Source organism: Serratia sp. EWG9 (assembly GCF_019913725.1).
GTDB lineage: Bacteria > Pseudomonadota > Gammaproteobacteria > Enterobacterales > Enterobacteriaceae > Serratia > Serratia ureilytica.
Window position 1 is genome coordinate 455,787 of the sequence record NZ_JADNRO010000003.1, and the last position, 23,742, is coordinate 479,528.

A 23,742-nucleotide genomic window follows, 5' to 3' on the forward strand; every position below is an offset into this window, starting at 1 on the left:
GCACGGCGTTAGGATCGCGGCCGGCCACGGGCGTGGCCAGTGTTTCTGCCTGTTAGTTGCGCGCATGGAGAGGTTATTGTGTTAGAGAGTTTTGGCGTCCTGAATTTATGGACCTATTTGGCCGGGGTGGTCTTCATCATCATTCTGCCGGGGCCGAATACGCTGTACGTGCTGAAAACCGGCATATCGCGCGGCGTGCGCGCCGGCTATACCGCGGCGCTGGGCGTGTTTATCGGCGATGCGATCCTGATCTTTTGCGCCTATATCGGCGTGGCTTCGCTGATCCGCACCACGCCGTTCCTGTTTACCCTGGTGCGTTTTCTCGGCGCGATTTACCTGCTGTTCCTTGGCGCAAAAATCCTCTACGCCACCTTCGTGCAGAAGGCGCAGGCGCAACAGCAACAGATTGAGGGCGGCAACAGCATTCTGCGCAAATCGCTGACGCTGAGCCTGACCAACCCGAAAGCTATTCTGTTTTACGTGTCGTTCTTCGTGCAGTTCATCGATTTCAACTACGCGCACACCGGGCTGTCGTTCACCATTCTGGCGCTGATCCTCGAAGCCGTCAGCTTTATCTACATGAGCACGCTGATCTTCTCCGGCGCGATGCTGGCGCACTTCTTCAACCACAAGAAAGGCCTGGCGAAGCTCGGCAACGGCCTGATCGGCCTGCTGTTCCTCGGTTTCGCCACCCGTCTGGCGACCCTGAGTTCGTAATCCTTCCCGGCCGGCGCCCGCCGGCCGCAGTTTACTGTTCCGTCACGGCAAAATGACACGCAGGACAAATCGAATGTCAGGCAGAGCAAAGCCGCCGCTTTACCGCTGATCTAGACTCTCAGGGTTAACGATAACCTGATGAATCTGATCGGAGGATGTATGTCTGACAATACCGTAGCCGTGCTGGATAGCGTGTCGCGTTTTCTCGATCGTCAGCATGGGCTGTATATCGACGGCCAGTGGCGCGCGTCCGCCGCGGAAGGCCGCCTGGCGGTGTATAACCCCGCCAATGGGCAGCAAATCGCCACCACTGCCGACGCCAACGAACACGATGTGGCGCAGGCGGTGGAGTCCGCCCACAAAGCCTTCAGCGAAGGCGTCTGGGCGCAGCGTCTGCCGGTAGAGCGCGAACGCATCCTGCTGCGCTTCGCCGATCTGGTGGAGCAGCACGCCGAAGAGCTGGCGCAGCTCGAAACCCTGGAGCAGGGCAAATCCATCAACATCGCCCGCGCTTTCGAAGTCGGCAGCACCCTGAACTGGATGCGTTACACCGCCGGGCTGGCGACCAAAATCACCGGCCAGACGCTGGACGTGTCCATTCCGATGCCGCCGGGCGCCAAATATCAGGTTTATACCCGCAAAGAGCCGATCGGCGTCGTCGCCGGCATCGTGCCCTGGAACTTCCCGCTGATGATCGGCATGTGGAAAGTCATGCCGGCGCTGGCGGCGGGCTGCTCCATCGTCATCAAGCCGTCGGAAACCACCCCGCTCACCCTGCTGCGCATCGCCGAACTGGCGAGCGAAGCCGGCGTGCCGCCGGGCGTGTTCAACGTGGTCACCGGCCGCGGCACCGTGTGCGGCAAGGCGCTGACCGAACATCCGCTGATCGCCAAAGTCAGCTTTACCGGCTCCACGCCGGTGGGCAAAAGCATCGCGCGCGCGGCGGCGGATCGCCTGACCCGCGTGACGCTGGAGCTGGGCGGTAAAAACCCGGCCATCGTGCTGCAAGATGCCGATCCGCAGCAGGTGATCGAAGGCCTGATGCTCGGCAGCTTCCTCAACCAGGGGCAGGTGTGTGCCGCCAGCTCGCGAATTTATATCGAAGCGCCGATTTACGATCGGTTGGTGGCCGGATTCGAACAGGCGGTGAAATCGCTGTCGGTCGGGCCGGGGATGGATACCGGGGCGCAAATCAACCCGCTGGTGTCGCTCGCGCACCGCAACAAGGTGGCGGCCTACCTGGACGACGCCCGGGCGAAAAACGCCGAGCTTATCGGCGGCGCGGCCGGCCCGGACGCCAACGGCTTCTACATTCCGCCGACGCTGGTGATCAACCCGGATGACCGGCTGAACCTGACGCGCGAGGAAGTGTTCGGCCCGGTGGTCAACCTGATCCGGGTGGCGAGCGCCGAAGAGGCGCTGAGCAAAGCCAACGACACCGACTTCGGGCTGACCGCCAGCCTGTGGACCACCAGCTTGCAAAAGGCGATGGCGTTTACGCCGCGCATTCAGGCCGGCACCGTGTGGGTCAACACCCATACGTTGATCGACCCGAACATGCCGTTCGGCGGGTTCAAACAGTCGGGCAGCGGCCGTGATTTCGGCCCGGATTGGCTGGATGCCTACACCGAGTCGAAATCGGTCTGCATCCGCTATTGAGTGCAGCGGCGCGGGCCTGGCCCGCGCCCTGACTTACTGATACTGCCGACGGTACTCGCTCGGCGACATGCCGAAACGCTGCTTGAAAGCGGTCGAGAAATGGCTGTGATCGGCGAAGCCCCAGTCAAGGCCAATGCCGGCCAGCTTTTCCTGCCCGGCGGCGCTGCGCAGCGCCTGCGCGCACAGATCCAACCTGCGGTTCCTGATGTACTGCGCCACCACCAGCCCCTGACGGGCGAACAGCCGATACAGGCTGCGTAACGATACCCCCAGCTCGGCCGCTACCCACTCAGGACGCAGCTGCGCCGACTGAATATGCCTGTCGATCAGCGCCAGCGCCTTGTCAAAGACCGGGTGCTGCCCTTCCGGCCGCGCCTGTTCGAGCGCCAGAGCCGGGCGCAGCAGCGCCGCCAGCGCATTCAGCACCGCCTCGCTTTCCGCCGCGGCGAGCTGAGGATCCTGCATGCTGCTCAGCACCAGCTGGCGGCTGAGGCGCACCGCGCTCAGCTCCGCCCCCAGACGCTGCGCGCAAGGCGGCGGCAGCGGCAGGCAGCCGCGCGGCAGTAGCAAAGAGATTTGGCGCGAATCGCGCTGGAAGGTGAAGCTGCTGGGCTGTGAGGCGTCGATCAGCGTCATGTCGCCGGGAGAGAGCATCGTTTGGCGATCTCCCTGCTCCATCAACGCACTGCCGCGCAGCTGGAAGACGGTAAAAAAGTGCGCGCCGTCGCTGCGGGCGATTTCACGCGGCGTGCGATACAGCCGGGCCTGGGCCACGTCGACCACGCTCAGACGCAGCGCATGGGCGCGGAACTCCTGCATCGCCCCGCTGAAACCCGGCCCCAGCGTTTTCGCGCAGAACCTGCCGCAGGCGGTGTTGATTTTGCCCAGCCACTCTTCGAAGCCGGCGTCGCGGAGCGTTGCCAATGCCGTCATGATCTCTCCCTTCAAACGCCGGCGGCGCTGCGCCGTTGAACAGAAAATCACCATAACAATCCGTTAACACACAATCAATGGCGAGCGGGGGATTTGGCGCCGCGATCACAGTTCGCCCGGCGCGTCGTCATCAATCCGTCACGAAATCGTCATCTCATCTTCACAGGCCTCGCCAAAGATACAGGCTGCTCCCCCTTCACGTTGACACCCTGGACATGACCCGATGAAATCATTGCAAAAATCTGTTTTAGCGCTGTGTTTGTTTACCACCAGCGCCCTGGCCGCGTTCCATGCGCAGGCGACAGAGGAAGCCCAACCGTTCACCACCGCGCAGCAGGTGGATCTGACCCACATCCTGCCGCCGCCGCCGGCCAACGACTCGGCGCAGACCCAGCGCGAACTGCGGGAAGTCCTCGACATGCAGCAAAAACGCACGCCGGAAATGGCCAGCCAGGCCAAGGCAGATGCGGAAGAGAACGTCTGGGTGTACAGCAATGTGATGGGGCCGCAGTTCAACGCCAAAGCGTTGCCGGCCGTGAGCGCTTTCTTCGATCGCATCGTCGCGACCGAAGCGGCGGTGGTCGATCCGGCGAAAGATTTCTGGAAGCGCCCGCGCCCGCATATGCTGGACAGCCGCATCGAGCCGATCGTCAAGCGCTCCAGCTCCGGCTCCTGGCCTTCCGGCCACACCACGCTGGGCACGCTGATGGGCATCACCCTGGCCAACATGGTGCCGGAGAAGCGCGCCGACATCATGACGCGCGCCTGGCAATATGGCGACAACCGGGTGGTGGCGGGGATCCACTACCCTTCCGATATCGAGATGGGCCGCATCGCCGGCAGCGTGATCAGCCAGCAGCTTTCGCAACAGCAGGATTTCCAGCAGCAGTATCGGCAAGCCCGTGATGAGCTGCGTCAGGCGCTGGATTTACCCGCGGCGAAATAGACCCGGCGGCTGACACCGGGCCCTGACGGCCCGGTTTACGGCTGTTTGTCCAACAGGTAACGCACCACCGCCGCGTACTCTTTGGCGTAGCCTTCAACACTGGTGCTGGCCATGCCGGCATTGTCTATCTTGTATTGGCCAGCCACGTAGAACGACGGGGTGCCGCGCACGTCAAACGCTTTCACCGCTTCATTCTGCTTGGCGATCAACCCTTTGACCAGCAGGCTGTGGCGCGCGTTTTCATAGGTGGCGGCATCGATGCCGGCCGCCGTGAACACCCGCTGTATATCGTCGGCGCTGTTGACGGCGCGCTGTTTTTGCACCGCGTCGAACATCGCCCCTTCAATCTTGTCTTCCACGCCCAGCACCGTCGCCACCGCCCAGGCTTCGGTCAGCGCATTGCCCAGTTTGCCCATCAGGCTGACGTGATATTTGGTGACTTTCTCGCCCGCGGGCAGCGCCTGCGCCACGGTACTGCCCACACGGTAAGTTTCGGCGAACTGATAACAAGGGCCGCAGTAGAAGGAGAAGAACTCCACCACCGCCGGCGCGGCGGCCACCGGCTTATCCAGCCGGGTGTATTGCTCGCCCGCGCGGTAATCCGCGGCCTGAACCGCGGGCAGCGCCAACATCAATACGACGGCGGCGGCGAACGAACGCTTAACTTTTGCCAACATAAACACTCCTGGTTTCATCTATGAACATCGTCCTTAGCGGCGGTTTTTATAATCAAATAACCGCCAGAAGACCAGTTTTTATTACCTTCTATTTGTGAGGGATTATGTTCAGCGCCCTTCGTAACCGTCCCAGTACGCGCCTACCGCTTCCTGCGAGAACACCTGGCGGCGTTTAGGGTTGTCGGAGCCGCTGTAAGTGCGGTTGATGAAAATGGTTTTGTGTTCCATGTTCTGCTGGAATTCCGGGCTGGCCAGATAGTCGGCCTTTTTCTGCGCCTCGCTGCGCGCCACGCCTGCCGCGCGATCCTTTTTCCCCAGCTGGTAGAACTGTTCGAACATCGGCACGGCGTTCTTAATACTGCCGTTCACATCGGTGCGGAATTGCGGATCGAAATCGTCGCGGGTTTGATAAATGTAGTGCTTGGCGTGCAGCTCGGCGCTGCTGAGGTGATGGGTGCAGGCGCTGAGCGCCAACAGCGGCAACAACAGCGCCGCGCTTTTCAGTCTTTTCATGTCGTCTGTCCCTGTCAGTGAGGAAGGTTCCTTTAGCGCCTAGAGCATAGCGCCGGCCCCCGGCGAACGTCAAACGACAAAACGCGCATCACCTTGTTTTATATTAATATTATATACATTGATTGGTATTCATTGCCTGAAACACTATGCTTTAACAGACAGGATAAACACTCACCGACAGCGAGGCGGCCAATGAAACCGATCGACAAAAGCGTGGGAGAGTACGACCTCACGGCGGAAAAAAAAGCGGGCATGATCACCGGCACCATCCGCGGCGAACTGCCGGACAGCGACGCGAACCTGCCGCTGCTGCCCTTCTCCGGCACCTTCGCCGGCCCGAGCGTGGCCGAAGCCATCGCCGATATTCAGCAGCAGTTCCCCGACATCGAACCGGCGATTATCGACGATTTGCGCGAGGAACTGCTAAAGGCCGGATTCTAATCCGGATCGCAATGCCGCACGAACGGGCTATACACCGGCGCGCCGGGCTTCAGCGCCAGATCGGCGTCAAAATCTTCATTGCGGTTGAACGGCACCGCCGGCCAGGCGGAAAACACGTTCAAACCGTCCCGGTACGCCTGCGTCACCTGCGCCAACGCGGCGTTTTGCGCCTGCAGAGCCTCGCCCGCCAACCCGCCGCGCACGCCATAGACCAGGAACGGCTCCAGCACGCTAAAACCGATATAGTGCAACGCATGCATGATGGGCCACAGCATCAGCCGCATATCGCCGTCACGCCCGTTCGGCGCGCAGGCCTGTGCGGAAGCGCCGGCGGTGACGGTCAGCAGCGCCCGTTTGCCGCGCATTACGCCGTTCTCATGGCGGTGGCGGCTGTCGTAGATCCCGCCGTAAACGAACACCCGATCCATCCAGCCTTTGATGATGGCCGGCGCGCCGAACCACCAGAAAGGAAACTGCAGCACCAGCGTATCCGCCCAGTGCAGCAGCTCGATATGCCGCCGGATCTCCGCCGGCAGCGCCTGAGTCGTCCAGTGATGGCGCTGCTCCTGCATCGCATCAAATCTGTCCGCCTGCTTTCTGCTGGGGTAATGGCCGGCGCCCTCGCGCGGATCAAATCCCTCCTGATACAGATCGACCGTCTTCACCTGATGCCCCTGCGCCAGGCAGGTCTGCCGCGCCTGTTCGGCCAAATGGGCATTGAAGGAATGCGGCTCGGGGTGAGCCAGCACAATCAGCACGTTCATCCTGTTTCTCCCGTTGTAAGGTGGTGCTGCTATGCTGTGGCTTTATCGCCCCCTTGGCAATTACGCACCTGAAGGTAACCCCCAATGGCTTATCCCGGCGACGTCTATTCGAGCAAGTGCTCCGCGCGCGATGCGCTGGCGCTGATCTCCGGCAAGTGGGTGATGTTGATCCTGCCTGCGCTGGCGCAGCGGCCAATGCGCAACGGTGAGCTGCTGCGCCGCATCGACGGCATTTCGCAGAAGGTGCTGACGCAAACGCTGCGCCAGCTGGAACGCAACGGGCTGCTCGAACGGCTGGATTTCAGTGAAAAAAATCAGGCACATGTGGAATATCGGCTCAGCGCCGTCGCCTGCTCGCTGGTCGAGACGCTGACGGCGCTGGACCGCTGGGCGGAATACCATTTCCCCGAGCTGGACGCCGCTCGCGAGCGCTATGATGCCGACCGCAAGCGCGAGACCGAGTAAAGCGGTCTGGCAAGCAACGCGCAGCGCACAGAATGCGCAGGTGAGACGCTTGTTCCCGGTCTCGCCATCCGTTATCTATAGTTAATTCAATTCGCCGGTAACGGCCCACTCCACCTGAGGATCTTGCCTTGACGTTTTTAAAACACCCAATCGCCGCGCTGGTGCTGGCTGGCTGCGGCCTGCTGTCGGCGGGCGGCGCGCTGGCCGCTTCCGATGCGCTGGTGTACTGCACCGTTGCCTCGCCGGAATCGTTCAACCCGCAGCTCTCCAGCTCCGGGCCAACCTTTATCGCCACCTCGCAGGTGCTGTACAACCGCTTGGTGACGCTGCGCGAAAGCGATAAAACGCCCGCCCCGTCGCTGGCCACCGAGTGGAGCGTCAGCCCGGACGGCAAGACCTACACCTTTACCCTGCGCCAGGGCGTGAAATTCAACAGCAACAAATACTTCACCCCAACGCGCGACTTTAACGCCGAAGACGTGGTGTTCACCGTGATGCGGCAGAAGGATCCCGCCAACCCGTATCACAAGGTCTCCGGCGGCAACTATGAATACTTCACCGACATGGGTCTGGATAAGCTGATCACCAAGGTGGAAGCGGTGGACGAACACCACGTGCGCTTCACGCTGAGCCAGCCCAACGCCGCCTTCGTCGCCGACTGGGCGATGGATTTCGCCTCGATCCTGTCCGCCGAGTACGCCGACGCGATGCTGAAAAAGGGCACGCCGGAATACGTCGACAACTGGCCGATCGGCACCGGGCCGTTTGCGCTGCAGCAGTACAAGCAGGATTCGCTGATCCGCTACATCGCCAACCCGCACTACTGGCAGGGCGAAGTGGCCAGCAAGCACCTCATCTTCTCCATCACGCCGGATCCGCAGACCCGGCTGGCCAAGCTGAAAACCAACGAATGCCAGATCATCCCCGCGCCGCTGCCGGAACAGTTCGCCGCCATCAAGGCCGACGGCAACCTGCAGTTGCACGACATTACCGGGCTGAACGTCGGCTATCTGGCGTTCAACACCCAGAAAAAACCGTTCGACAACCTGCTGGTGCGTCAGGCGCTGAGCTACGCGGTGGACAAGAAAGCGATCGTCGCCGCGGTGTTCAAAGACAGCGGCACGCCGGCCAATTCGCTGCTGCCGCCGGGCATGCTTGGCTACAACGACAAACTGCCGGAATACGCCTACGATCCGCAGAAGGCGCGCGAGCTGCTGAAGCAGGCCGGGCTGGAGCAGGGTTTTGAGACCGACATCTGGTCGATGCCGGTACAGCGCCCTTACAACCCGAACTCGAAGCGCATCGCCGAGATGATCCAGAGCGACTGGGCGAAGGTGGGCGTGAAGGCCAAGATTGTCACCTGGGAGTGGGGCCAGTATCTGGCCGGGCTGCGCAAAGGCGAGCAGCAGAGCGCACTGTACGGCTGGGTATCGGACAACGGCGATCCGGACAACTTCGCCACCCTGCTCGGCTGCGCCGGGGTGCAGAGCGGCGCCAACGTGGCGCGCTGGTGCGATAAGGATTACGACCGGCTGATCCAGCAGGCGATCCAGGAGAACCAGCCGCAGGCGCGCGCCAAGCTGTACCAACAGGCGCAGGTGATCTTCGCCAAACAGGCGCCGTGGCTACCGCTGGCCACCGGCAAAGTATTCTACGCCACCCGCAGCAACCTGAGCGGCTACGTGGTGGACGTGAACGGCAGCGATTTCGCCAAGGCCAAATTGAACTGATCCCAGGCGCCGCAGCGAGGGCTGCGGCGCAACCCGCTTCATCGCTTAATAAGCTGCCAGCCTCGGAATCTACCGCCTGTTAACTTCATACCTTACGACGCTCACGGCCTCCCCTGCCGTCAGGCGCATAACCCACTAAACCAATAGCTTAATAAGTGAGTTGAGCCTGGCGTTTTGCCTAAATTGCGCGCACGCGCTTTCCTCCGATGTAACATTTCGTTACCATCGGCGCACAGACCCTTTAACATCAAAAGGTAACCCGGTGCAGAACACCTATATGCCGTGGCAAATTCGCCTGCACTGGCTGGTGGCGATCCTGCTGGTCATCACCTGCGTCACCATCGAGCTGCGGGGCTTTGCCGAACCGGGCAGCGCACCGTGGTACGCGCTGGTTGTCACCCACTTCAGCAGCGGCGTGACGGTGTTTGCGCTGATGCTGGCCCGCCTGCTCCTGCGCCGGCGCCACGCCTCGCCCGCCATCGCGCCCAAACCGCCGAAGTGGCAAACCGGCATGGCGCACCTGACGCATACCCTGATTTATCTGCTGCTGCTGACGCTGCCGGTGCTGGGGGTGTATTCGCGCTATCTGGGCGGCAAGGAGTGGTATCTGTTCGGCCTGTCGATGCCGTTCACCGACGTGGCCGATCGGCCGCAGGCGCGGATGATTATCGGCTGGCATAAAACGCTGGCCTCATTCGGCTACTGGCTGATCGGCCTGCATGCCGCCGCCGCGCTGTTCCATCACTACATCGTCAAGGACAATGCGCTGGTGCGCATGCTGCCATTGATGAAAAAACGCTGAATACCCGGCGCCAGGGATGACTTTTCGGGCCACGCCCGCTGACAGGGAATGACATGCAAACCCAATTTTTTAATGTGACCGTCGAACAATGCGCCTGCCAGCAGACGGCGCCCGACAACCTGGTGAGGATCATCGCCTCCGGCCAGACGTTCTTTTTTTACCGTGACGACTTCAGCGACAGCGAAAATCTGCTGGCCACGCTCGCTACCGGCGATCGGGTGAAGATCGGCGCTCACCGCCTGCGTGACGGCAGCTACTGGCTGCACTGGCTGCTGCACGGCACGAAAGGCCGGCTGGAACCCGACAGAACGCTGAAATACAAGCTGAAATACTTTGCCCTGCTGGTGCTGGGCGCGGCGCTGGCCGGTGGCTTCCCGGCCGCCTTTTTCATCATGGACCGGGAAGATTCCTGGCTGACCATTGCCCTGTTCTTTATCGCCATCATCGCCGGCCTCATCGGCATCGGCATGGTGCTGTTCGTCGGTTCAGAGCTCTTGCTGATCGGGCATCGCGGCCGCAGGCGTCTGCTCAGGGCGCTGGATCGCGTGCTGCTGGGGCAAGACGTCACGCCCCCCGATTCGCTCAGCCTGAAAATCCCCGGCATCAGATACCGGGCCGTCCGCAAAGACGCCGTGCCGACGACCGCACCGCTGCAGACCGCACTTCCCCTTCCGGACGGCATCGAGGCCTCCGGCATCGAGACGGTCAACGCCCTGCACTATGAGCTTTACCAGACAGAGTATCGGCAACGCACTTATTCCGTGGATACCTACGCGCTGCAACTGCAGGGGGAGCACTATGCGCTGGCCGTTCGTTCGGTCAACGTCTGGAGCACCAAGCTGCATCCCGTTTTTCGCCGCCGGCACCCGCTCTTTATCGCCCAGGGCGACCCGCTGCAGATTTTGTACCGCCAGGATGACGCCTTGCCGGCTCTGCGTCTGGTGCAAGGGATCATCAATCACCGCGATCGTCAGGCCTACCTGGTCGCCGGCAGCGGCTACTGCAGTGAAGCGGATCTCACGCTGTCCGCACGTGTGATCTTCTCGTGTGGCGCGATCATGATCGCTTTCATGCTCGGCATGTTTCTGTGGGACAACCTCGAGCAACAGGGCTTTTATTGGGACCACTGGGCCCTGGCACAGATCGGCAGTGAACTGCCGCCGCTGCTGTTCTTGTTGCTGATGTCGGTCAGCGGGCTGGCATTGATGATTGAAGCGTTCGGACAGGGCTGCCGCCGCTTCCTCCCCGGCCAACGCCGCGCTTTTCAGGTTTATCGATATCTGAAAAACCTGCGCCACAGGCGGTATCAGCAGGCTCAGGTGACGGAGCTGAAATCATGATGCTGCCGCTCTATAAAAGGCCCCTGATCATTCTGATGCTGTTTCTTTTCAGCGCGCTGGGCTTCTATTTTCTCAGCCCCGAACAGCGCTATGCGCCTTGGCAATGGAACAGCGGCGACGCAGCGTTGCCGCCGGTGGCCGATTATGACTTCATCAAGAATTATCAGGCGGGTGACGGCGCGTTGTTGGTGACCAATAAAAGGGTCGAGGTCTACAACAGACTCGGCTATTTCAACTGGTCAGGAGACTATGTCAGCCAACTGCTGTTCGCCGGCCCGCGGGGGCTGCGGATGTTGGGCCGCCTGCAAGAATCGGTGAACGATGCGGTCTGCAGCGGCCAACGCTGTGTGTTGTTTCTCACCGAAGGACGGCGGCTGGTCGACTTGCAGCGGGGCTCCGTCGGTAAACTGCTGCCCTGGCAAGAGGCTGACAACGACAGTCGCCCCACTCTGGTCAGCGGCAAGCTGGCGGCGCTGCGCTCCAGCGACGGATTATATTTCGTCGGCGCCGAGGGCATCTTCTACAGCCCGGACTTCGGCGCCCATTGGCGGCAGACGCTGGATCTGCCGGCGCTGCTGGAAGAACGGCAACTGCTGGGACAGGATCGCGAAGAGAGTGATGCCTCAACGCTCGCTTACGCCAGCGCACGTGCGGCGATGCCCGAAACTTTCACCGCCGTCGATGGCGACCGCGTGCTGTTCTGGATGAACCCTGTCGCCGGTTCCGGCGCTTTGCACATCGTCGTTAACGGCAAAACCGGTGAAGTGACGAGCCAGCATTGGCTGGCGGTGCGCGTGAAGGAAAGCGCGCAATCTCCGGACGGCGGCATCTACCTGATCGCCCAAACGCTGGACAGAGGGCTGTATCAGATCCTGCGCCATCAACCCGACGGGCAGCTGAAAGTGATGCTGGAGACCGGTTACAAGTCGCTGTATCGGCTGTGGGCGGGCAACGACAAGCTGGTCGCCCAAACGGATAACGGCGACGGTCATCTCTCGCTGATTTTCGATCTGCGCTCATCCGAAGTGCGCTACCGGCAGCCGCTGGACTATGTGTACAAAGGGTTGGACGACGCACGCCAAACCGTGATCGAACCGGAAAGCCACTATGGCGATGACGGGGAGACCCCGGCGCTGCCCTACTTCGTTCGCTATCGATCCACCACGCCATGAACATGAGGAACCTGCCATGCTGTTAGGCTATGGCGCCGGCGCCGCCGGCCTGCTGGCGCTGTTGTTGGCGCTGCTGCCCACCGGCATCTTGCTCGCCTGGTGGGGCTGGCGCTACGCCGCCGCCCGCTGCGGCCGCCCGCGGCCGCCGCTTTCCTGGTTCGGCTTTCTGCTGGCCTCGGCGCTGGCGGTCTATCCGGTGGCGTGCGTACTGATGCTTATCGGCATCGCCATCCAGGATATCAAGAGCCAGCGGGCGGAAGAACACTGGAATCGGCGCAGCTACCTGACGCTCGACGAGGCAAAACCGTTCGGTGAAATCACGCTGCCGAAAGGCAGCTGGGTAAACCGGCAGGAGCCGCGCCAGCCCGGCACCGAAGACAGCCCCATCACGATGAACGGTGTGACCGCCGTGCGCTTTCCTCAGCCGCAGAGCGTGGCCGGCGTGCCGATCATCGCCTTCGAGGTTTTACCGCCGGTGATGGAGCTGGCAGGTGCGCATACCTTCACCCGTCCAACCGGCCAAACGGTGCACTGCGAAGCCGGTTGGCTGGTCTCTTTCTCTTTACCGCCGGATAAGCCGACCCCGCAGTGGGAGGAGTGGCAGGCCGGGCTGCCTGCGGCGGCGTTTCGGCCCAGCGACTGGATCTTTAGGGAGTGCTTCTCCGGCAGCCCGATCGCGGTGCTGACCATGCACAACGGCGAAGTCAGGGTGCTGCCTTAAGCCTTACGCCGTGGCGTTGGGCAAACGCACGGTCACGCGGTTGTTGGCCGTTGGCAACTGCAGCGGCGTTTCCTGCCAACTTACCGCGATAACCAATACCGGCGGGGCCGGCACGCGCGGCTCACGCCCGCCTGGCCCCACGCTGTAGGCATCCCATTCAATCACAAAAACCCCGCCGTCTTGCGGCTCGACCCGCTCGACGAAAAAGGTGGTGTCCGAACCGCGCCCTCCCGCCGGTTTATGCGCATAAGAGAGCAGGCTGAACCACTCGCCGGCGAAGTAGAGATGGTATAGGCCATCGACGATATGCTCGCCGCGGAACTGGCAGCCGCCGACGCTCAAACCGTCACCCGACGGGGATTCCGCCACGCGTTCGAGATCGCGCACGAAGCGATCGGTCGGCCTGTTATCCAACAACAGTTCATAAGGCGGCGTGTGCAGCAGCGCGGCAGGATCGTCCGCCTGGCGCAGATCCGCCGGCAACATCGAGCGCGCCGCCAGCACGCGGCCGCTGGGCAACGTGATCTCCAGCCGATCCGCCGGATCCGCTACCCACTGCGGCACCCACAGACCGCGCACAAGGTGCAACGGCGTGGCTTCCACCTGCCGACACGTCGCCCGCAGCCGCACCAACGCCTCAACGGAACCGGCGGCCAAGGCTCCCAGCTCGCGATCGGTCAACGCAGGCAGCGCATACATCGCCCGGGCGGCGGGCTCGTATACCGTCAGCTCCTCTCCCTCGCGGCTGCGGGTCGGTATCAGGCGCAGCTTGCCATCGTCCACGTCCTGCGGCGCGGCACAGGCGCCATGCACAATCGCCCCGTCGCGCAGCAGCAGCGTCCAAAAGCTGGGGCCGCCCATGCCCAGTTCCCCCACGCCGCCAATCTGCCGGTCGCTGTCGCCGGCGTGCGCCATCTCAATCGGCTGCGAACGCCAGTCGGTCTTGCGCCACTCTGTCGCCTCTTCGGGTTCTTGCCCGCTTTTAGCGGCGTGCTTCGCCCATTGCAGCACGGCAAACAGCGCGATGCACAGCACACCCCAAACCGGGTGATCCTGCCAAATCAATAACCAACCGACGATCAAAAGCGCCCAGGCGGCCATGGCGATATCCTTTTCGAAGAGAAAACCGCCTGATTCTAGCTCAGGCGGTTAGTGGGGTTGAAGCCTATGCCATGAATAATTAGCCGTTAAATAGAAAGGTAATAATTTCAGCGTTATTTCTGTGACTATGAAGATCACATAAATAACGCTTCACCGAGTGGTCCCAGCGTAAAAACATAACTCTCTGTATCTCAATAAATATTTATTGCTCGATTAAAAAAACAGAAAGCGTAAAGAGAAAAAATCGCAATAATTTGTACATATTCTAAACATTGACTATGTTTAGACATACTATTTATATGCAGGAAAAAATACCGAATAAAAAATCAGAAAGGCGCTTAAAAAATTAACACAACCTTGCTTACCGCGAGGAAGAAAAACTCTTTTCCAGCAATATTCCGAGGATATTTTATCTCCACGGAACGGGTCACTTTGCGTTTTATCAGGCCAATAGGCTACACACCGCAATTAATATCATTATTAGCATTCCGGAGACCGACAATGAAAATCGTTACGGGCATTATCCTTACCTCTGTAGCCGCCTTCAGCGGCGCGGCTTACGCGGCCGATGCACAACCTACCACCGGCAACGCGGAAGTGATGCTGGAACACGTGCACGCCGTGATGGAAAACGGCAGCCCGGCGCCGCAGCACGACGCCGCCTGCCAAAAAGAACTTTCCATGCCGGAATCGAAATATATCGGCATGAAGGTCAAAACCGATTACACCATCAACAGCAGCACCATGATGATGTCGGCCAAGTCGATGTTCCCATCGCCGGATTCCATGAAACCCATGGAGCTGACGGTCGATCTCTCCGCGCTGGGCCTGGCGGATGTGTATGCCTTCGGCGCCTTTAAACCGGCCGCATTGCCGCAGGCCTATATTTATTTCACCATCGACAAGGATTTTAAAAATCCGGTCAGCACCTTTATGATCATTAACCAAGGCAAGCAATATAACTGCGTGATCTCCAGCTCGAATAAAATGATGAGCAAAGAGATGCGCGGCAAGATGATGATGAAGAAACAGTAACGGAATGAAAAACGGCGCTTCCCGCAACAGGAAGCGCCGTCAGCAAAGCCTTAAATCAGACCAGGATTGTATTTCTGGTTGAACTTCTCTTCCGATTGGAACAGATAAATAATGCCTTCGATAAAGCCGACAATCGATGGGATCCCCGTCCAGCAGAACAGCAGGTAGAACAGCCCCCACCACTTCATCCCCAGGTAAAACTTGTGAATGCCCAGTCCGCCCAGGAAGATGGCCAACAGGGCCGCCGCGAGCTTGTCTTTTCTGCTCATAGTTCACTTCTCCTAACTTCTCACCGAACCACCGGCATGCATAAAAACGGATGCCGCTCCACAGAGCGCCGCATCGCAATGCTTGAGGAGGAAAACATTCCTCCATCAAGGCTCAACAGGGGTAATTATAACAGTGATTAATTAAACGGTTGTTTAACCGGCGAAAGGATAAGCAGAGGGAGTATGGAGAGGATGGTGCCGATAATAGGAGTCGAACCTACGACCTTCGCATTACGAATGCGCTGCTCTACCAACTGAGCTATATCGGCATCGAGCCGGGCCTGCGGGGCAAGCCGGAAGTGCGTTGAACAAGGTAGACCTGCGCGCGAAATGAGTCAATAGCCCGCCGGGGCGTTTGGTTGTTTTGCAAGCAACCAGACTGTCGTGCAGTCCCCCTTTTCCAAAAACAATCAGGGCGCAGCATGGTGCGCCCTGACCTCTTTATGACCGCAATCCGGCCTTAGCTGCGCACCAGATCGTCGCCGTAGCCAATCCACTTGTAGGTGGTCAGCGCATCCAGGCCCATCGGGCCGCGGGCGTGCAGTTTCTGGGTGCTCACCGCCACTTCCGCGCCCAGGCCGAACTGGCCGCCGTCGGTGAAGCGGGTGCTGGCGTTGACGTACACCGCCGAGGAGTCCACCGCGCGCACGAAGTGCTCGGCGCTGCTCAGCGAACGGGTGAGGATCGCGTCGGAATGGTTAGTGCCGTGGGTGCGGATGTGGTCGATGGCCTGATCGATATCGTCCACCAGCAGCACGTTCAGATCCAGAGACAGCCATTCGTCGTCGTAATCCTCCGCGTTCACCGGCACCACCGTCGCCGGGCCGCCCTGCAGCAGCGGCAGCGCGTTTTCCGCCGCGTGCAGCGTCACGCCCACCGCCGCCATTTTGGCGCTCAGCGCCGGCAGGAACTCGGCGGCGATGCTGCGGTTCACCAGCAGCGTCTCCAGCGAGTTACAGGCGCTCGGGCGCTGGATCTTGGCGTTTTCAATCACCGTCAGCGCCTTGTCGAAATCAACGTCGGCATCCACGTAGGTGTGGCACACGCCGATGCCGCCGGTGATCACCGGGATGGTCGATTGCTCGCGGCACAGCTTGTGCAGGCCGGCGCCGCCGCGCGGGATCAGCATGTCGACATAGCGATCCAGGCGCAGCAGTTCGTTCACCAGCGCACGATCCGGGCTGTCGATCGCCTGCACCGCCGCCGCTGGCAGGCCGCACTGTTCCAGCGCCTGCTGGATCACTTTCACCGTCGCCTGGTTGGTGTTGTGCGTCTCTTTACCGCCGCGCAGGATCACTGCGTTGCCGGTTTTCAGGCACAGGCTGGCGACGTCGATGGTGACGTTCGGCCGCGCCTCGTAAATCACGCCGATCACGCCGAGCGGCACCCGGCGGCGCTCCAGCTTCAGCCCGCTGTCCAGCAGGTTGCCGTCCAGCACGTGGCCGACCGGATCGTTCAGGCGACACACCTGGCGCACGTCGTTGGCGATCGCCGCCAGCCGCGCCGGGGTCAGCAACAGGCGATCGAGCAGCGCTTCGCTCATGCCGGTGGCGCGCGCCTGCGCCATGTCTTGTTCGTTCGCCAGCAGGATCGCTTCACTGTTGGCTTCCAACCTGTCGGCCATCACCGACAGCACCTGATTCTTCTTCGCCGTGCTCAGCACCGCCAGCTGCCAGGAGGCCTGCTTGGCGGCCTTCCCCATCTGCTCCAGCATGCTCACTCCTTAACTGACAATCATATCGTCGCGGTGCACTGCTACCGGACCGTATTCATAACCGAGGATTTCGCTGATTTCCTGCGAGTGGTGCCCGGCGATCATGCGCATCGCGTCGCTGTTGTAGCGGCTGACGCCGTGCGCCAGATCGCGCCCCGCCTGGTTGCGGATGCGGATCACTTCGCCGCGCGAGAAGTCGCCCTTCACTTCGCGGATGCCTTTCGGCAGCAGCGAGCTGCCGCGCGCCATCATCGCTTCCACCGCACCGTCGTCGACGGTGATCTCACCGGCCGGCGGCGCGCCGAAGATCCAGCGCTTGCGGTTTTCCAGCGGGGTTTCCAGCGCGTGGAAACGAGTGCCCACCGGTTTGCCTTCAATCACGTCCGCCACCACGCCCGGCTTGCTGCCCGCGGCGATCACCACGTCGATGCCGGCGCGGCAGGCCACGTCGGCCGCCTGCAGCTTGGTGCCCATGCCGCCGGTGCCCAGACCGGAGACGCTGTCGCCGGCGATGGCGCGCAGCGCGTCGTCGATGCCGTGCACTTCACGGATCAGTTCGGCCTGCGGGTTGTTGCGCGGATCGGCGGTGTAGAGGCCCTGCTGATCGGTCAGCAGCAGCAGTTTGTCGGCCCCGGCCAGAATGGCCGCCAGCGCCGACAGGTTATCGTTGTCGCCCACCTTGATTTCGGCAGTGGCGACGGCGTCGTTCTCATTGATTACCGGCACGATACGGTTGTCCAGCAGCGCCGTCATGGTGTCGCGCGCGTTGAGGAAGCGCTCGCGGTCTTCCAGATCGGCGCGCGTCAGCAGCATCTGCCCGACGTGGATCCCGTAAATGGAGAACAGCTGTTCCCACAGCTGGATCAGCCGGCTCTGCCCCACCGCCGCCAGCAGCTGCTTGGAGGCGATGGTGGCGGGCAGCTCGGGATAGCCCAGGTGCTCGCGCCCGGCGGCGATGGCGCCGGAGGTGACGATGACGATGCGGTGACCCGCGGCGTGTTGCTGCGCGCACTGGCGCACCAATTCGACGATGTGGGCGCGGTTCAGACGCAGCGATCCGCCGGTCAACACGCTGGTGCCCAATTTCACAACCAATGTCTGGCTGCCGTTCATAGTATTTCTGCCGTGTGTAATGATGAGAAGAAGAGTGCAAAGGTCTTTGTAACAGGAGAGACGCGTTATGCCAACAGGCACAACGCGAAATCAGCACAATACGTGGTCAAACGGGGTCAGGCGGAGAGTTTGATCAGTTTTTCTTTGAAATCATCGGCGGGTTCCAGCCCCAGTTCCATGGTCGCCAGCAGTTCGCCCAGGCGGCGATGGAAGTCGCGCAGGGTGTCTTCCAGTTTGGCGTTCACTTCATCATCTTTAATGTTTTGCGTCGTCCAGTTGCCTTCCTTGTCGAACAGGCCGAATTGGTACGAATAGGTGAAGCGCGCCTCTTCCGCCTGCAGCTCCATCCACCAGCCCCAGAACTCACGCTTCTCCGGAGCGGGCTTTACATTGACGCAGACGGCCAAACAATCAAAGAAAAACCGGTCGTTCTCACATTGCCCTTCACGCAGGTACGGCCCCAAGCTGGCAAAACGTTTCATTAGTCGGCTTTTAGGGTGACCACTCGGTAACGTCATTCTCTAACCTCCTCAATGTAGACCACTCTTTTTAACAAATTGTTAAAATTTAGCAACTAATTAACGCATTTTATCCTTCAGCCAACCGGACATCTGCAGCAACGCCCGGTGGAAGCTATCGTAAACCGGGGTGCGCGGGATGGCGATCAGCTTGCCGCTCACCGAAGAGGTGACGATCAGCTGCGACTCTTCTTTCGGGCTGAGCGTATCGCGCTCCCAGTAGCCGGAGATCATCGGCGTCGGGCAACGGCGCCCCAGCAACCCCTGCATTTTCAGCGAGTAGCTGTTCAGCTCCACTTTCAGCACGTTGTCTGAAGCATTGGCCATGCCCATGCGGCTGGCCAGCACGTCCATATACATGTCCGGCACGTTCAACTGGGTGCTGCTGTCGCACAGCAGGCGATGCACCACCGGCCCCAGGCAGGCCACGCCGCGCAGCCGCTGCGGCTCCAGATAGGCCAATCGCACCGCCACGTTGGCGCCGAAACGGAAGCCGAAAGCGCTCACCCGCTGATGATCCACCCACGGCACCGAGGCCAGCTGGATCAGCACCTGCTGGTGCAGGTAGCTGGAGTCCTGCGTCAGCTTCCACTTGCAGGAGGAGCCGATCGACGGCATGTCGAGCGTCAGCATGGCGATGCCGTGCGGCGCCAGGTAGTCGCGGAACAGACGGTGATAATCGGTCTGCAGCGTATCGAGGCTGCCGCACATCAGCACCGTCGGGAACGGCGCTTCGCCCTTCTCGGGCATGTGCAGGAAACCGGTGACGCAGCCGCCGCCTTCGATGCGGAACTCCAGCTCTTTCAGCTGATACGGCAACAGCAGCGCCGCCTCTTCGTAAGCGCGGTTGGCGAGCATCTCCGCCTGTTCAGCCAGCTCGTCGCCCTTCAGGTGCGGGTAACCGGCGATGCTGTACAGGCTCGCGGCCTTCAGCCAGTACTCGCCGCCGACCAGCGGATCCTGCTGCTCCGTCGCCCGCTGCTGCCACTGCATGCCCTGATGGATCCACTCGTAGATCCAGTTGCCATTGCGGTAGCCCACCACGGTATCCAGCCGCTGCGGATTGCTGCGCTCGGCGTCCGAGGCGGCGATACGCGCCAGCACTTCGTGGATTTCGATCGGGCTGACGCCGCGCCAGGCCCACAGCAGCGGGTTCAGCATGCGATACCAGCTGCCGGTAGTGTCGCCTTCCAATGCGGAATGCATGGCGGCGCTCACTTTGTTGCGCGCGCGCAGCACCAGCGTCGAGGTTTCAGGGTGTTTGAATTTGGGCTTGAAAAGAATTTCAGAAAGGTTGGCCTGTGCCATGGTAACAACAGCCTCCGTAAATCTGGCGATAGGCCGCAAAAGGCCTACTTAACTGGAGGTAGTGTACCTAACTCTGGCGGGATAAACCAAGATAACGCAAACGCCCGGCATAACCGGGCGTCAGGCGGCTGACAAAGGAGGAAAAAGCGTGGTTTTTCCTCCTTTGTGGTCAACGGCCGAAAATCAATAAATTGATTTTCCTTATTTTTTATATCTTGCCTTCGGTAAGCCTGACAACGCCATCACGTTTATCATTAAACAAACGCCCGGCATAACCGGGCGTTGAATTGGAACTGGCTGGACTTAGCGACCGCCGATAGGGGGAACGAAGCTGACGCCCATGTCCCACGGCTGTTCGATCCAGGTATCCTGCGGGATGTCGACCTCGTAGTCGTCCACCAGCGGACGGCCCGCCGGCTTGGCGAAGATGGTGACGAAATGCGCTTTCGGGTACATGTCGCGGATCGCTTTCGCGGTGCCGCCGGTATCCACCAGATCGTCCACCACGATGAAGCCTTCACCGTCGCCTTCGGCGCGCTTGAGCACTTTCATTTCGCGCTGGTTGTCATGGTCATAGCTGGAAATGCAGACGGTATCCACATAGCGGATGCCCAGCTCGCGCGCCAGCAGGCCCGCCGGCACCAGGCCGCCGCGGCTGACGGCAATGATGCCCGTCCATTTGTCGGCAGGCAGCAGGCGGTGCGCCAGCTTGCGTGCGTGTATTTGCAGCATATCCCAGGTAACAACGTATTTTTCGCTCATAGAATCGTGTCCCAGCCGGCTGGTGAAGCGGCTTACTTTATAGTTCAGGGGAAAAAAGGTTGCGCGAGATTATAGAGACTGGCCGCGTTGAATTCCAGCTGTACCGAGGAAAACCTCGTGATTTCCGCCGCGCAGCTTTCCGGTGATTGATGCTGAAAAAACGAACGTTCCCGCCGCGAAGCCGTGTGATCAAGCGCTTAAACCGCACAATACGGGGCGCGCACCGCCGGAAATAAAGTGATATTCTCTGATGATCGTGCCACGACGCACAGATGCCCACTCACCTTAACCGCGCGGCACGCCCGTCCTGTCGGAGCCTGCCGTCACAGGAGACTTATAGTGTCTGAATTGTCTCAGCTTTCGCCACAGCCGCTGTGGGATATTTTCGCCAAGATCTGTTCTATCCCGCACCCTTCTTATCATGAAGAAGCGCTGGCGCAGCACATCCTCACCTGGGCCAAAGAAAAGAACCTGCACGCCGAGCGCGATCAGGTCGGCAATATCCTGCTGCGCAAACCGGCCACCAAAGGCATGGAAAATCGCAAGCCGGTGGCGCTGCAAGCGCACCTGGACATGGTGCCGCAAAAGAATAACGACACCGTGCACGACTTCGCCAAGGATCCGATCCAGCCTTATATCGCCGGCGAGTGGGTGAAAGCGCGCGGCACCACGCTGGGCGCCGACAACGGCATCGGCATGGCCTCCGCCCTGGCGGTGCTGGCCGACGACAGCGTTGAGCACGGCCCGCTGGAAGTCCTGCTGACCATGACCGAAGAAGCGGGGATGGACGGCGCCTTCGGGTTGCAGCCGAACTGGCTGCAGGCGGACATCCTGATCAATACCGATTCCGAAGAAGAAGGCGAAATCTACATGGGTTGCGCCGGCGGTATCGACTTCATCACCACCCTGCCGCTGCAGCGCGAAGCGGTGCCGGCCGGTTACCAAACCCTGAAGCTGACTCTCAAGGGCCTGAAAGGCGGCCATTCCGGCGCCGAGATCCACGTCGGGCTGGGCAACGCCAACAAACTGCTGGCGCGCTTCCTGTTCGCCCATGCGGAGGCGCTGAACCTGCGCGTGCTGGACCTGAACGGCGGCACCCTGCGCAACGCCATCCCGCGTGAAGCCTCCGCGGTGGTAGCGGTGCCGGCAGAAAAAGCCGACGCGCTGAAAGCGCTGAGCCAAGAGTTCCTGGCCGTGCTGCAGAACGAACTCTCCGCCAAAGAGAAGAACATCACCGTGCTGCTGGAGCCGACCACCAGCGCTTCGCAGGCGCTGAGCGCCGACAGCCAGCAACGCTTCCTGGCGCTGCTGAACGGCACGCCGAACGGCGTGATCCGCATGAGCGACGCGGTCAAAGGCGTGGTGGAAACCTCGCTGAACGTCGGCGTAGTCACCACCAGCGAAAACGAAGCGGAAATCATCTGCCTGATCCGCTCCCTGATCGACAGCGGCAAAGATTATGTGGTCGAGATGCTGACCGCGCTGGGCCAACTGGCCGGCGCCAACGTGGCGCCGAAGGGTGGCTACCCGGGCTGGCAGCCGGACGCCGACTCGCCGGTGATGCACCTGGTGCGCGAGCTGTATCAGGAGCTGTTCAACAAGACGCCGAACATCATGGTGATCCACGCCGGCCTGGAATGCGGTCTGTTCAAAAAGCCGTATCCAAACATGGACATGGTATCGATCGGGCCAACCATCACCGGCCCGCACTCGCCGGATGAGCAAGTGCATATCGAAAGCGTCGGTCTGTACTGGAAGCTGCTGACCTCGCTGCTGAAAGCGATCCCTGAGCGCGCGTAATCTGCGCGCTTAACGCAAAAAGCCGGCAACTCGCCGGCTTTTTTATTCCCAAGGCAGCGCCAGCTGCCGCTCCAGCTGCGGATCGAGCAGCGTCACATGCAGCCCCACCAGCCGCACGCCGCGCCCTTCGCGCCGCTCGCGCCACGCCTGCCGCGCCACCTCCAGCAAATCCTGCCGGTTCAGCACCGGGAAGACGTGCTCCTGGGTGGTTTGCTGAAAATCCTGAAACTTCAGCTTCACGCCCTGCCGGGCGATGTGCAGATCCGGCTTTACCTTGCGCAGCCGCATCTCCAGCTCGGGATAGAGTTTGTCGATAATCAGCGTTTCGCAGTCTTCCCAGTCGTGAATGTCTTCCGCCAGCGTGCGCTCCACCCCCACCGATTTGCGCAGCCGCTCCGCCGAGATTTCGCGCCGATCGATGCCCTGACACCGCTCCCACAACACCCGGCCAAACTTGCCGAAGCGCTTGAGCAGCTGCGCCAAATCGTATTGCTGCACGTCGGCGCAGGTGATGAGCCCCACTTCCTCCAGCCGTTTGGCGGTCACCTTGCCGACGCCGGGGATCTTGCTGAGCGGCAGCTGCTGCAAAAACGCCGGCACCTGCGCCGGCGTGATCACGTATTGCCCGTTCGGCTTGTTCATCTCGGAGGCGATTTTGGCGAGAAACTTGATCGGCGCGACGCCGGCCGACGCGGTCAGGTTCAGCTCGTCGGCAATCGCTTGACGGATCTCCTGAGCGATCAGCGTCGCCGAACCGTTGCATTGCGGGCTGTCTGTCACGTCGAGATAGGCTTCATCAAGCGACAGCGGCTCGATCAACGGGGTATAGCGGGCGAAGATTTCACGGATGTGCAGCGAAGCCTCTTTATAGGCCGCCATGCGCCCCGGCAGCAGGGTGAGATGCGGACACAGCTTGAGCGCCATCGCCGTGGACATGGCGCTGTGTACGCCGTAGCGCCGCGCCGGGTAGTTGGCGGTGCTGATCACCCCGCGCCGATCGGCGCTGCCGCCAATCGCCAGCGGAATATCGCGCAGGCTGGGATCGTCGCGCATTTCCACCGCCGCGAAGAAGCAGTCCATATCGACATGAATGATTTTACGCATCGCACCCTCCAGTAACACTGTATAAGTATACAGTCAGATACCGAAAGCTCAAGGCCGCGGAGCTCGAGGAAAGCGGCGTTTCCGCCAGATATTTCCGCGTTGTTAAAAAAGCTTAATTTTTCAATAGTATGATTTCCG

At 60.9% G+C, this 23,742-nt stretch carries 24 protein-coding genes and 1 tRNA gene; 12 read left to right on the forward strand and 13 right to left on the reverse strand.

The features are described 5' to 3' along the window. The first annotated feature begins 78 nt into the window (after positions 1 to 78). Positions 79 to 717, forward strand: a complete 639-nt coding sequence (gene leuE / locus ITX55_RS10405) for a leucine efflux protein LeuE (RefSeq protein ID WP_033641999.1) — start codon at positions 79 to 81, stop codon at positions 715 to 717. A gap of 159 nt (positions 718 to 876) precedes the next feature. After that, positions 877 to 2,376 carry an aldehyde dehydrogenase family protein gene (locus ITX55_RS10410; RefSeq protein ID WP_042783752.1) on the forward strand — a complete coding sequence of 500 codons (1,500 nt, stop codon included), beginning with the start codon at positions 877 to 879 and terminating at the stop codon, positions 2,374 to 2,376. 33 nt (positions 2,377 to 2,409) lie between these two features. Here the strand turns inward: ITX55_RS10410 and feaR are convergent, their stop codons facing one another. Beyond that, complete coding sequence (feaR, locus tag ITX55_RS10415) at positions 2,410 to 3,309, reverse strand: transcriptional regulator FeaR (RefSeq protein WP_033644202.1); 900 nt, start codon at positions 3,307 to 3,309, stop codon at positions 2,410 to 2,412. 223 nt (positions 3,310 to 3,532) lie between these two features. Here feaR and ITX55_RS10420 point away from each other — a divergent pair, with 223 nt between their 5' ends. Next, complete coding sequence (locus ITX55_RS10420) at positions 3,533 to 4,255, forward strand: phosphatase PAP2 family protein (protein WP_108680216.1); 723 nt, start codon at positions 3,533 to 3,535, stop codon at positions 4,253 to 4,255. Between the two features lie 35 nt (positions 4,256 to 4,290). Here the strand turns inward: ITX55_RS10420 and ITX55_RS10425 are convergent, their stop codons facing one another. Together ITX55_RS10425 and ITX55_RS10430 are read right to left on the reverse strand one after the other, a co-directional pair. Further along, on the reverse strand, positions 4,291 to 4,932 hold the full coding sequence (locus ITX55_RS10425) for a DsbA family protein (protein WP_108680215.1): 642 nt from the start codon (positions 4,930 to 4,932) through the stop codon (positions 4,291 to 4,293). A 108-nt stretch (positions 4,933 to 5,040) separates the two neighbouring features. Further along, entirely contained in the window at positions 5,041 to 5,445 is a 405-nt protein-coding gene (locus ITX55_RS10430; RefSeq protein ID WP_033651039.1) for an Exc2 family lipoprotein, read from the reverse strand. Between the two features lie 192 nt (positions 5,446 to 5,637). On the opposite strand from ITX55_RS10430, the gene ITX55_RS10435 reads away from it, so the two are divergent. After that, positions 5,638 to 5,886 (forward strand): hypothetical protein, encoded by a 249-nt coding sequence (locus ITX55_RS10435; RefSeq protein WP_004940639.1) that lies wholly within the window; start codon positions 5,638 to 5,640, stop codon positions 5,884 to 5,886. Here ITX55_RS10435 and ITX55_RS10440 read toward each other — a convergent pair. Beyond that, on the reverse strand, positions 5,883 to 6,650 hold the full coding sequence (locus ITX55_RS10440; RefSeq protein ID WP_108680214.1) for an NAD(P)H-dependent oxidoreductase: 768 nt from the start codon (positions 6,648 to 6,650) through the stop codon (positions 5,883 to 5,885). The genes ITX55_RS10435 and ITX55_RS10440 overlap by 4 nt on opposite strands. A gap of 84 nt (positions 6,651 to 6,734) precedes the next feature. Between ITX55_RS10440 and ITX55_RS10445 the strand changes: the two genes are divergently transcribed. The 6 genes from ITX55_RS10445 to ITX55_RS10470 all read left to right on the forward strand — a co-directional run bounded on the left by ITX55_RS10445 (position 6,735) and on the right by ITX55_RS10470 (position 12,880). Next, the gene (locus ITX55_RS10445; RefSeq protein WP_108680213.1) at positions 6,735 to 7,115 is read left to right on the forward strand and encodes a helix-turn-helix domain-containing protein; all 381 of its coding nucleotides are present in this window, start codon (positions 6,735 to 6,737) and stop codon (positions 7,113 to 7,115) included. Between the two features lie 128 nt (positions 7,116 to 7,243). After that, the gene (locus tag ITX55_RS10450) at positions 7,244 to 8,845 is read left to right on the forward strand and encodes an ABC transporter substrate-binding protein (RefSeq protein WP_033641991.1); all 1,602 of its coding nucleotides are present in this window, start codon (positions 7,244 to 7,246) and stop codon (positions 8,843 to 8,845) included. Positions 8,846 to 9,122: 277 nt separating this feature from the next. Next, complete coding sequence (cybB, locus tag ITX55_RS10455; RefSeq protein ID WP_094141578.1) at positions 9,123 to 9,647, forward strand: cytochrome b561; 525 nt, start codon at positions 9,123 to 9,125, stop codon at positions 9,645 to 9,647. Between the two features lie 53 nt (positions 9,648 to 9,700). After that, on the forward strand, positions 9,701 to 10,987 hold the full coding sequence (locus ITX55_RS10460; protein WP_223085032.1) for a hypothetical protein: 1,287 nt from the start codon (positions 9,701 to 9,703) through the stop codon (positions 10,985 to 10,987). Then, positions 10,984 to 12,159, forward strand: coding sequence for a hypothetical protein (locus ITX55_RS10465; RefSeq protein ID WP_223524198.1), 1,176 nt, complete (start codon positions 10,984 to 10,986; stop codon positions 12,157 to 12,159). The genes ITX55_RS10460 and ITX55_RS10465 overlap by 4 nt, the downstream gene beginning before the upstream one ends. Positions 12,160 to 12,175: 16 nt before the next feature. Then, positions 12,176 to 12,880 carry a hypothetical protein gene (locus ITX55_RS10470; protein ID WP_108680210.1) on the forward strand — a complete coding sequence of 235 codons (705 nt, stop codon included), beginning with the start codon at positions 12,176 to 12,178 and terminating at the stop codon, positions 12,878 to 12,880. A 3-nt stretch (positions 12,881 to 12,883) separates the two neighbouring features. Here ITX55_RS10470 and ITX55_RS10475 read toward each other — a convergent pair whose 3' ends face one another. Continuing rightward, positions 12,884 to 13,981 carry a hypothetical protein gene (locus ITX55_RS10475; RefSeq protein ID WP_072628324.1) on the reverse strand — a complete coding sequence of 366 codons (1,098 nt, stop codon included), beginning with the start codon at positions 13,979 to 13,981 and terminating at the stop codon, positions 12,884 to 12,886. 501 nt (positions 13,982 to 14,482) lie between these two features. Here ITX55_RS10475 and ITX55_RS10480 point away from each other — a divergent pair. Continuing rightward, complete coding sequence (locus ITX55_RS10480; protein ID WP_033651031.1) at positions 14,483 to 15,016, forward strand: hypothetical protein; 534 nt, start codon at positions 14,483 to 14,485, stop codon at positions 15,014 to 15,016. A 50-nt stretch (positions 15,017 to 15,066) separates the two neighbouring features. Here ITX55_RS10480 and ITX55_RS10485 read toward each other — a convergent pair whose 3' ends face one another. From ITX55_RS10485 to gpt, 7 genes are all read right to left on the reverse strand, one after another. Next, complete coding sequence (locus tag ITX55_RS10485; protein ID WP_033641985.1) at positions 15,067 to 15,285, reverse strand: TM2 domain-containing protein; 219 nt, start codon at positions 15,283 to 15,285, stop codon at positions 15,067 to 15,069. A gap of 193 nt (positions 15,286 to 15,478) precedes the next feature. Next, positions 15,479 to 15,554: transfer RNA gene (locus ITX55_RS10490), tRNA-Thr, on the reverse strand. A gap of 191 nt (positions 15,555 to 15,745) precedes the next feature. Beyond that, positions 15,746 to 16,999 carry a glutamate-5-semialdehyde dehydrogenase gene (gene proA, locus ITX55_RS10495; RefSeq protein ID WP_019454296.1) on the reverse strand — a complete coding sequence of 418 codons (1,254 nt, stop codon included), beginning with the start codon at positions 16,997 to 16,999 and terminating at the stop codon, positions 15,746 to 15,748. A 9-nt stretch (positions 17,000 to 17,008) separates the two neighbouring features. After that, positions 17,009 to 18,112, reverse strand: a complete 1,104-nt coding sequence (proB, locus tag ITX55_RS10500; protein WP_033651028.1) for a glutamate 5-kinase — start codon at positions 18,110 to 18,112, stop codon at positions 17,009 to 17,011. A 116-nt stretch (positions 18,113 to 18,228) separates the two neighbouring features. Then, positions 18,229 to 18,630 carry a sigma factor-binding protein Crl gene (gene crl, locus ITX55_RS10505; protein ID WP_033651027.1) on the reverse strand — a complete coding sequence of 134 codons (402 nt, stop codon included), beginning with the start codon at positions 18,628 to 18,630 and terminating at the stop codon, positions 18,229 to 18,231. Positions 18,631 to 18,690: 60 nt separating this feature from the next. Continuing rightward, positions 18,691 to 19,938, reverse strand: a complete 1,248-nt coding sequence (gene frsA, locus ITX55_RS10510; RefSeq protein ID WP_033651026.1) for an esterase FrsA — start codon at positions 19,936 to 19,938, stop codon at positions 18,691 to 18,693. A gap of 303 nt (positions 19,939 to 20,241) precedes the next feature. Next, positions 20,242 to 20,700 carry a xanthine phosphoribosyltransferase gene (gene gpt, locus ITX55_RS10515; RefSeq protein WP_033651025.1) on the reverse strand — a complete coding sequence of 153 codons (459 nt, stop codon included), beginning with the start codon at positions 20,698 to 20,700 and terminating at the stop codon, positions 20,242 to 20,244. 339 nt (positions 20,701 to 21,039) lie between these two features. Here gpt and pepD point away from each other — a divergent pair, with 339 nt between their 5' ends. Beyond that, the gene (pepD, locus tag ITX55_RS10520; protein ID WP_046688291.1) at positions 21,040 to 22,500 is read left to right on the forward strand and encodes a beta-Ala-His dipeptidase; all 1,461 of its coding nucleotides are present in this window, start codon (positions 21,040 to 21,042) and stop codon (positions 22,498 to 22,500) included. Between the two features lie 42 nt (positions 22,501 to 22,542). Here the strand turns inward: pepD and dinB are convergent, their stop codons facing one another. Further along, a complete protein-coding gene (gene dinB / locus ITX55_RS10525) occupies positions 22,543 to 23,604 on the reverse strand; it encodes a DNA polymerase IV (protein ID WP_033641978.1) in 1,062 nt (353 codons plus the stop codon). Between the last annotated feature and the right edge of the window lie 138 nt (positions 23,605 to 23,742).

Excerpts from the sequence above, each read along its gene's own strand:
- ITX55_RS10480 (WP_033651031.1), top strand. The coding sequence starts at position 14,483 with ATGAAAATCGTTACGGGCATTATCCTTACCTCTGTAGCCGCCTTCAGC.
- dinB (WP_033641978.1), bottom strand. The coding sequence starts at position 23,604 with ATGCGTAAAATCATTCATGTCGATATGGACTGCTTCTTCGCGGCGGTG.
- ITX55_RS10460 (WP_223085032.1), top strand. The coding sequence starts at position 9,701 with ATGCAAACCCAATTTTTTAATGTGACCGTCGAACAATGCGCCTGCCAG.
- ITX55_RS10430 (WP_033651039.1), bottom strand. The coding sequence starts at position 5,445 with ATGAAAAGACTGAAAAGCGCGGCGCTGTTGTTGCCGCTGTTGGCGCTC.
- ITX55_RS10410 (WP_042783752.1), top strand. The coding sequence starts at position 877 with ATGTCTGACAATACCGTAGCCGTGCTGGATAGCGTGTCGCGTTTTCTC.
- ITX55_RS10475 (WP_072628324.1), bottom strand. The coding sequence starts at position 13,981 with ATGGCCGCCTGGGCGCTTTTGATCGTCGGTTGGTTATTGATTTGGCAG.
- ITX55_RS10470 (WP_108680210.1), top strand. The coding sequence starts at position 12,176 with ATGCTGTTAGGCTATGGCGCCGGCGCCGCCGGCCTGCTGGCGCTGTTG.
- proB (WP_033651028.1), bottom strand. The coding sequence starts at position 18,112 with ATGAACGGCAGCCAGACATTGGTTGTGAAATTGGGCACCAGCGTGTTG.
- gpt (WP_033651025.1), bottom strand. The coding sequence starts at position 20,700 with ATGAGCGAAAAATACGTTGTTACCTGGGATATGCTGCAAATACACGCA.
- ITX55_RS10465 (WP_223524198.1), top strand. The coding sequence starts at position 10,984 with ATGATGCTGCCGCTCTATAAAAGGCCCCTGATCATTCTGATGCTGTTT.
- ITX55_RS10425 (WP_108680215.1), bottom strand. The coding sequence starts at position 4,932 with ATGTTGGCAAAAGTTAAGCGTTCGTTCGCCGCCGCCGTCGTATTGATG.
- crl (WP_033651027.1), bottom strand. The coding sequence starts at position 18,630 with ATGACGTTACCGAGTGGTCACCCTAAAAGCCGACTAATGAAACGTTTT.
- ITX55_RS10485 (WP_033641985.1), bottom strand. The coding sequence starts at position 15,285 with ATGAGCAGAAAAGACAAGCTCGCGGCGGCCCTGTTGGCCATCTTCCTG.
- ITX55_RS10435 (WP_004940639.1), top strand. The coding sequence starts at position 5,638 with ATGAAACCGATCGACAAAAGCGTGGGAGAGTACGACCTCACGGCGGAA.
- cybB (WP_094141578.1), top strand. The coding sequence starts at position 9,123 with ATGCCGTGGCAAATTCGCCTGCACTGGCTGGTGGCGATCCTGCTGGTC.
- proA (WP_019454296.1), bottom strand. The coding sequence starts at position 16,999 with ATGCTGGAGCAGATGGGGAAGGCCGCCAAGCAGGCCTCCTGGCAGCTG.
- feaR (WP_033644202.1), bottom strand. The coding sequence starts at position 3,309 with ATGACGGCATTGGCAACGCTCCGCGACGCCGGCTTCGAAGAGTGGCTG.
- ITX55_RS10445 (WP_108680213.1), top strand. The coding sequence starts at position 6,735 with ATGGCTTATCCCGGCGACGTCTATTCGAGCAAGTGCTCCGCGCGCGAT.
- ITX55_RS10440 (WP_108680214.1), bottom strand. The coding sequence starts at position 6,650 with ATGAACGTGCTGATTGTGCTGGCTCACCCCGAGCCGCATTCCTTCAAT.
- ITX55_RS10420 (WP_108680216.1), top strand. The coding sequence starts at position 3,533 with ATGAAATCATTGCAAAAATCTGTTTTAGCGCTGTGTTTGTTTACCACC.
- frsA (WP_033651026.1), bottom strand. The coding sequence starts at position 19,938 with ATGGCACAGGCCAACCTTTCTGAAATTCTTTTCAAGCCCAAATTCAAA.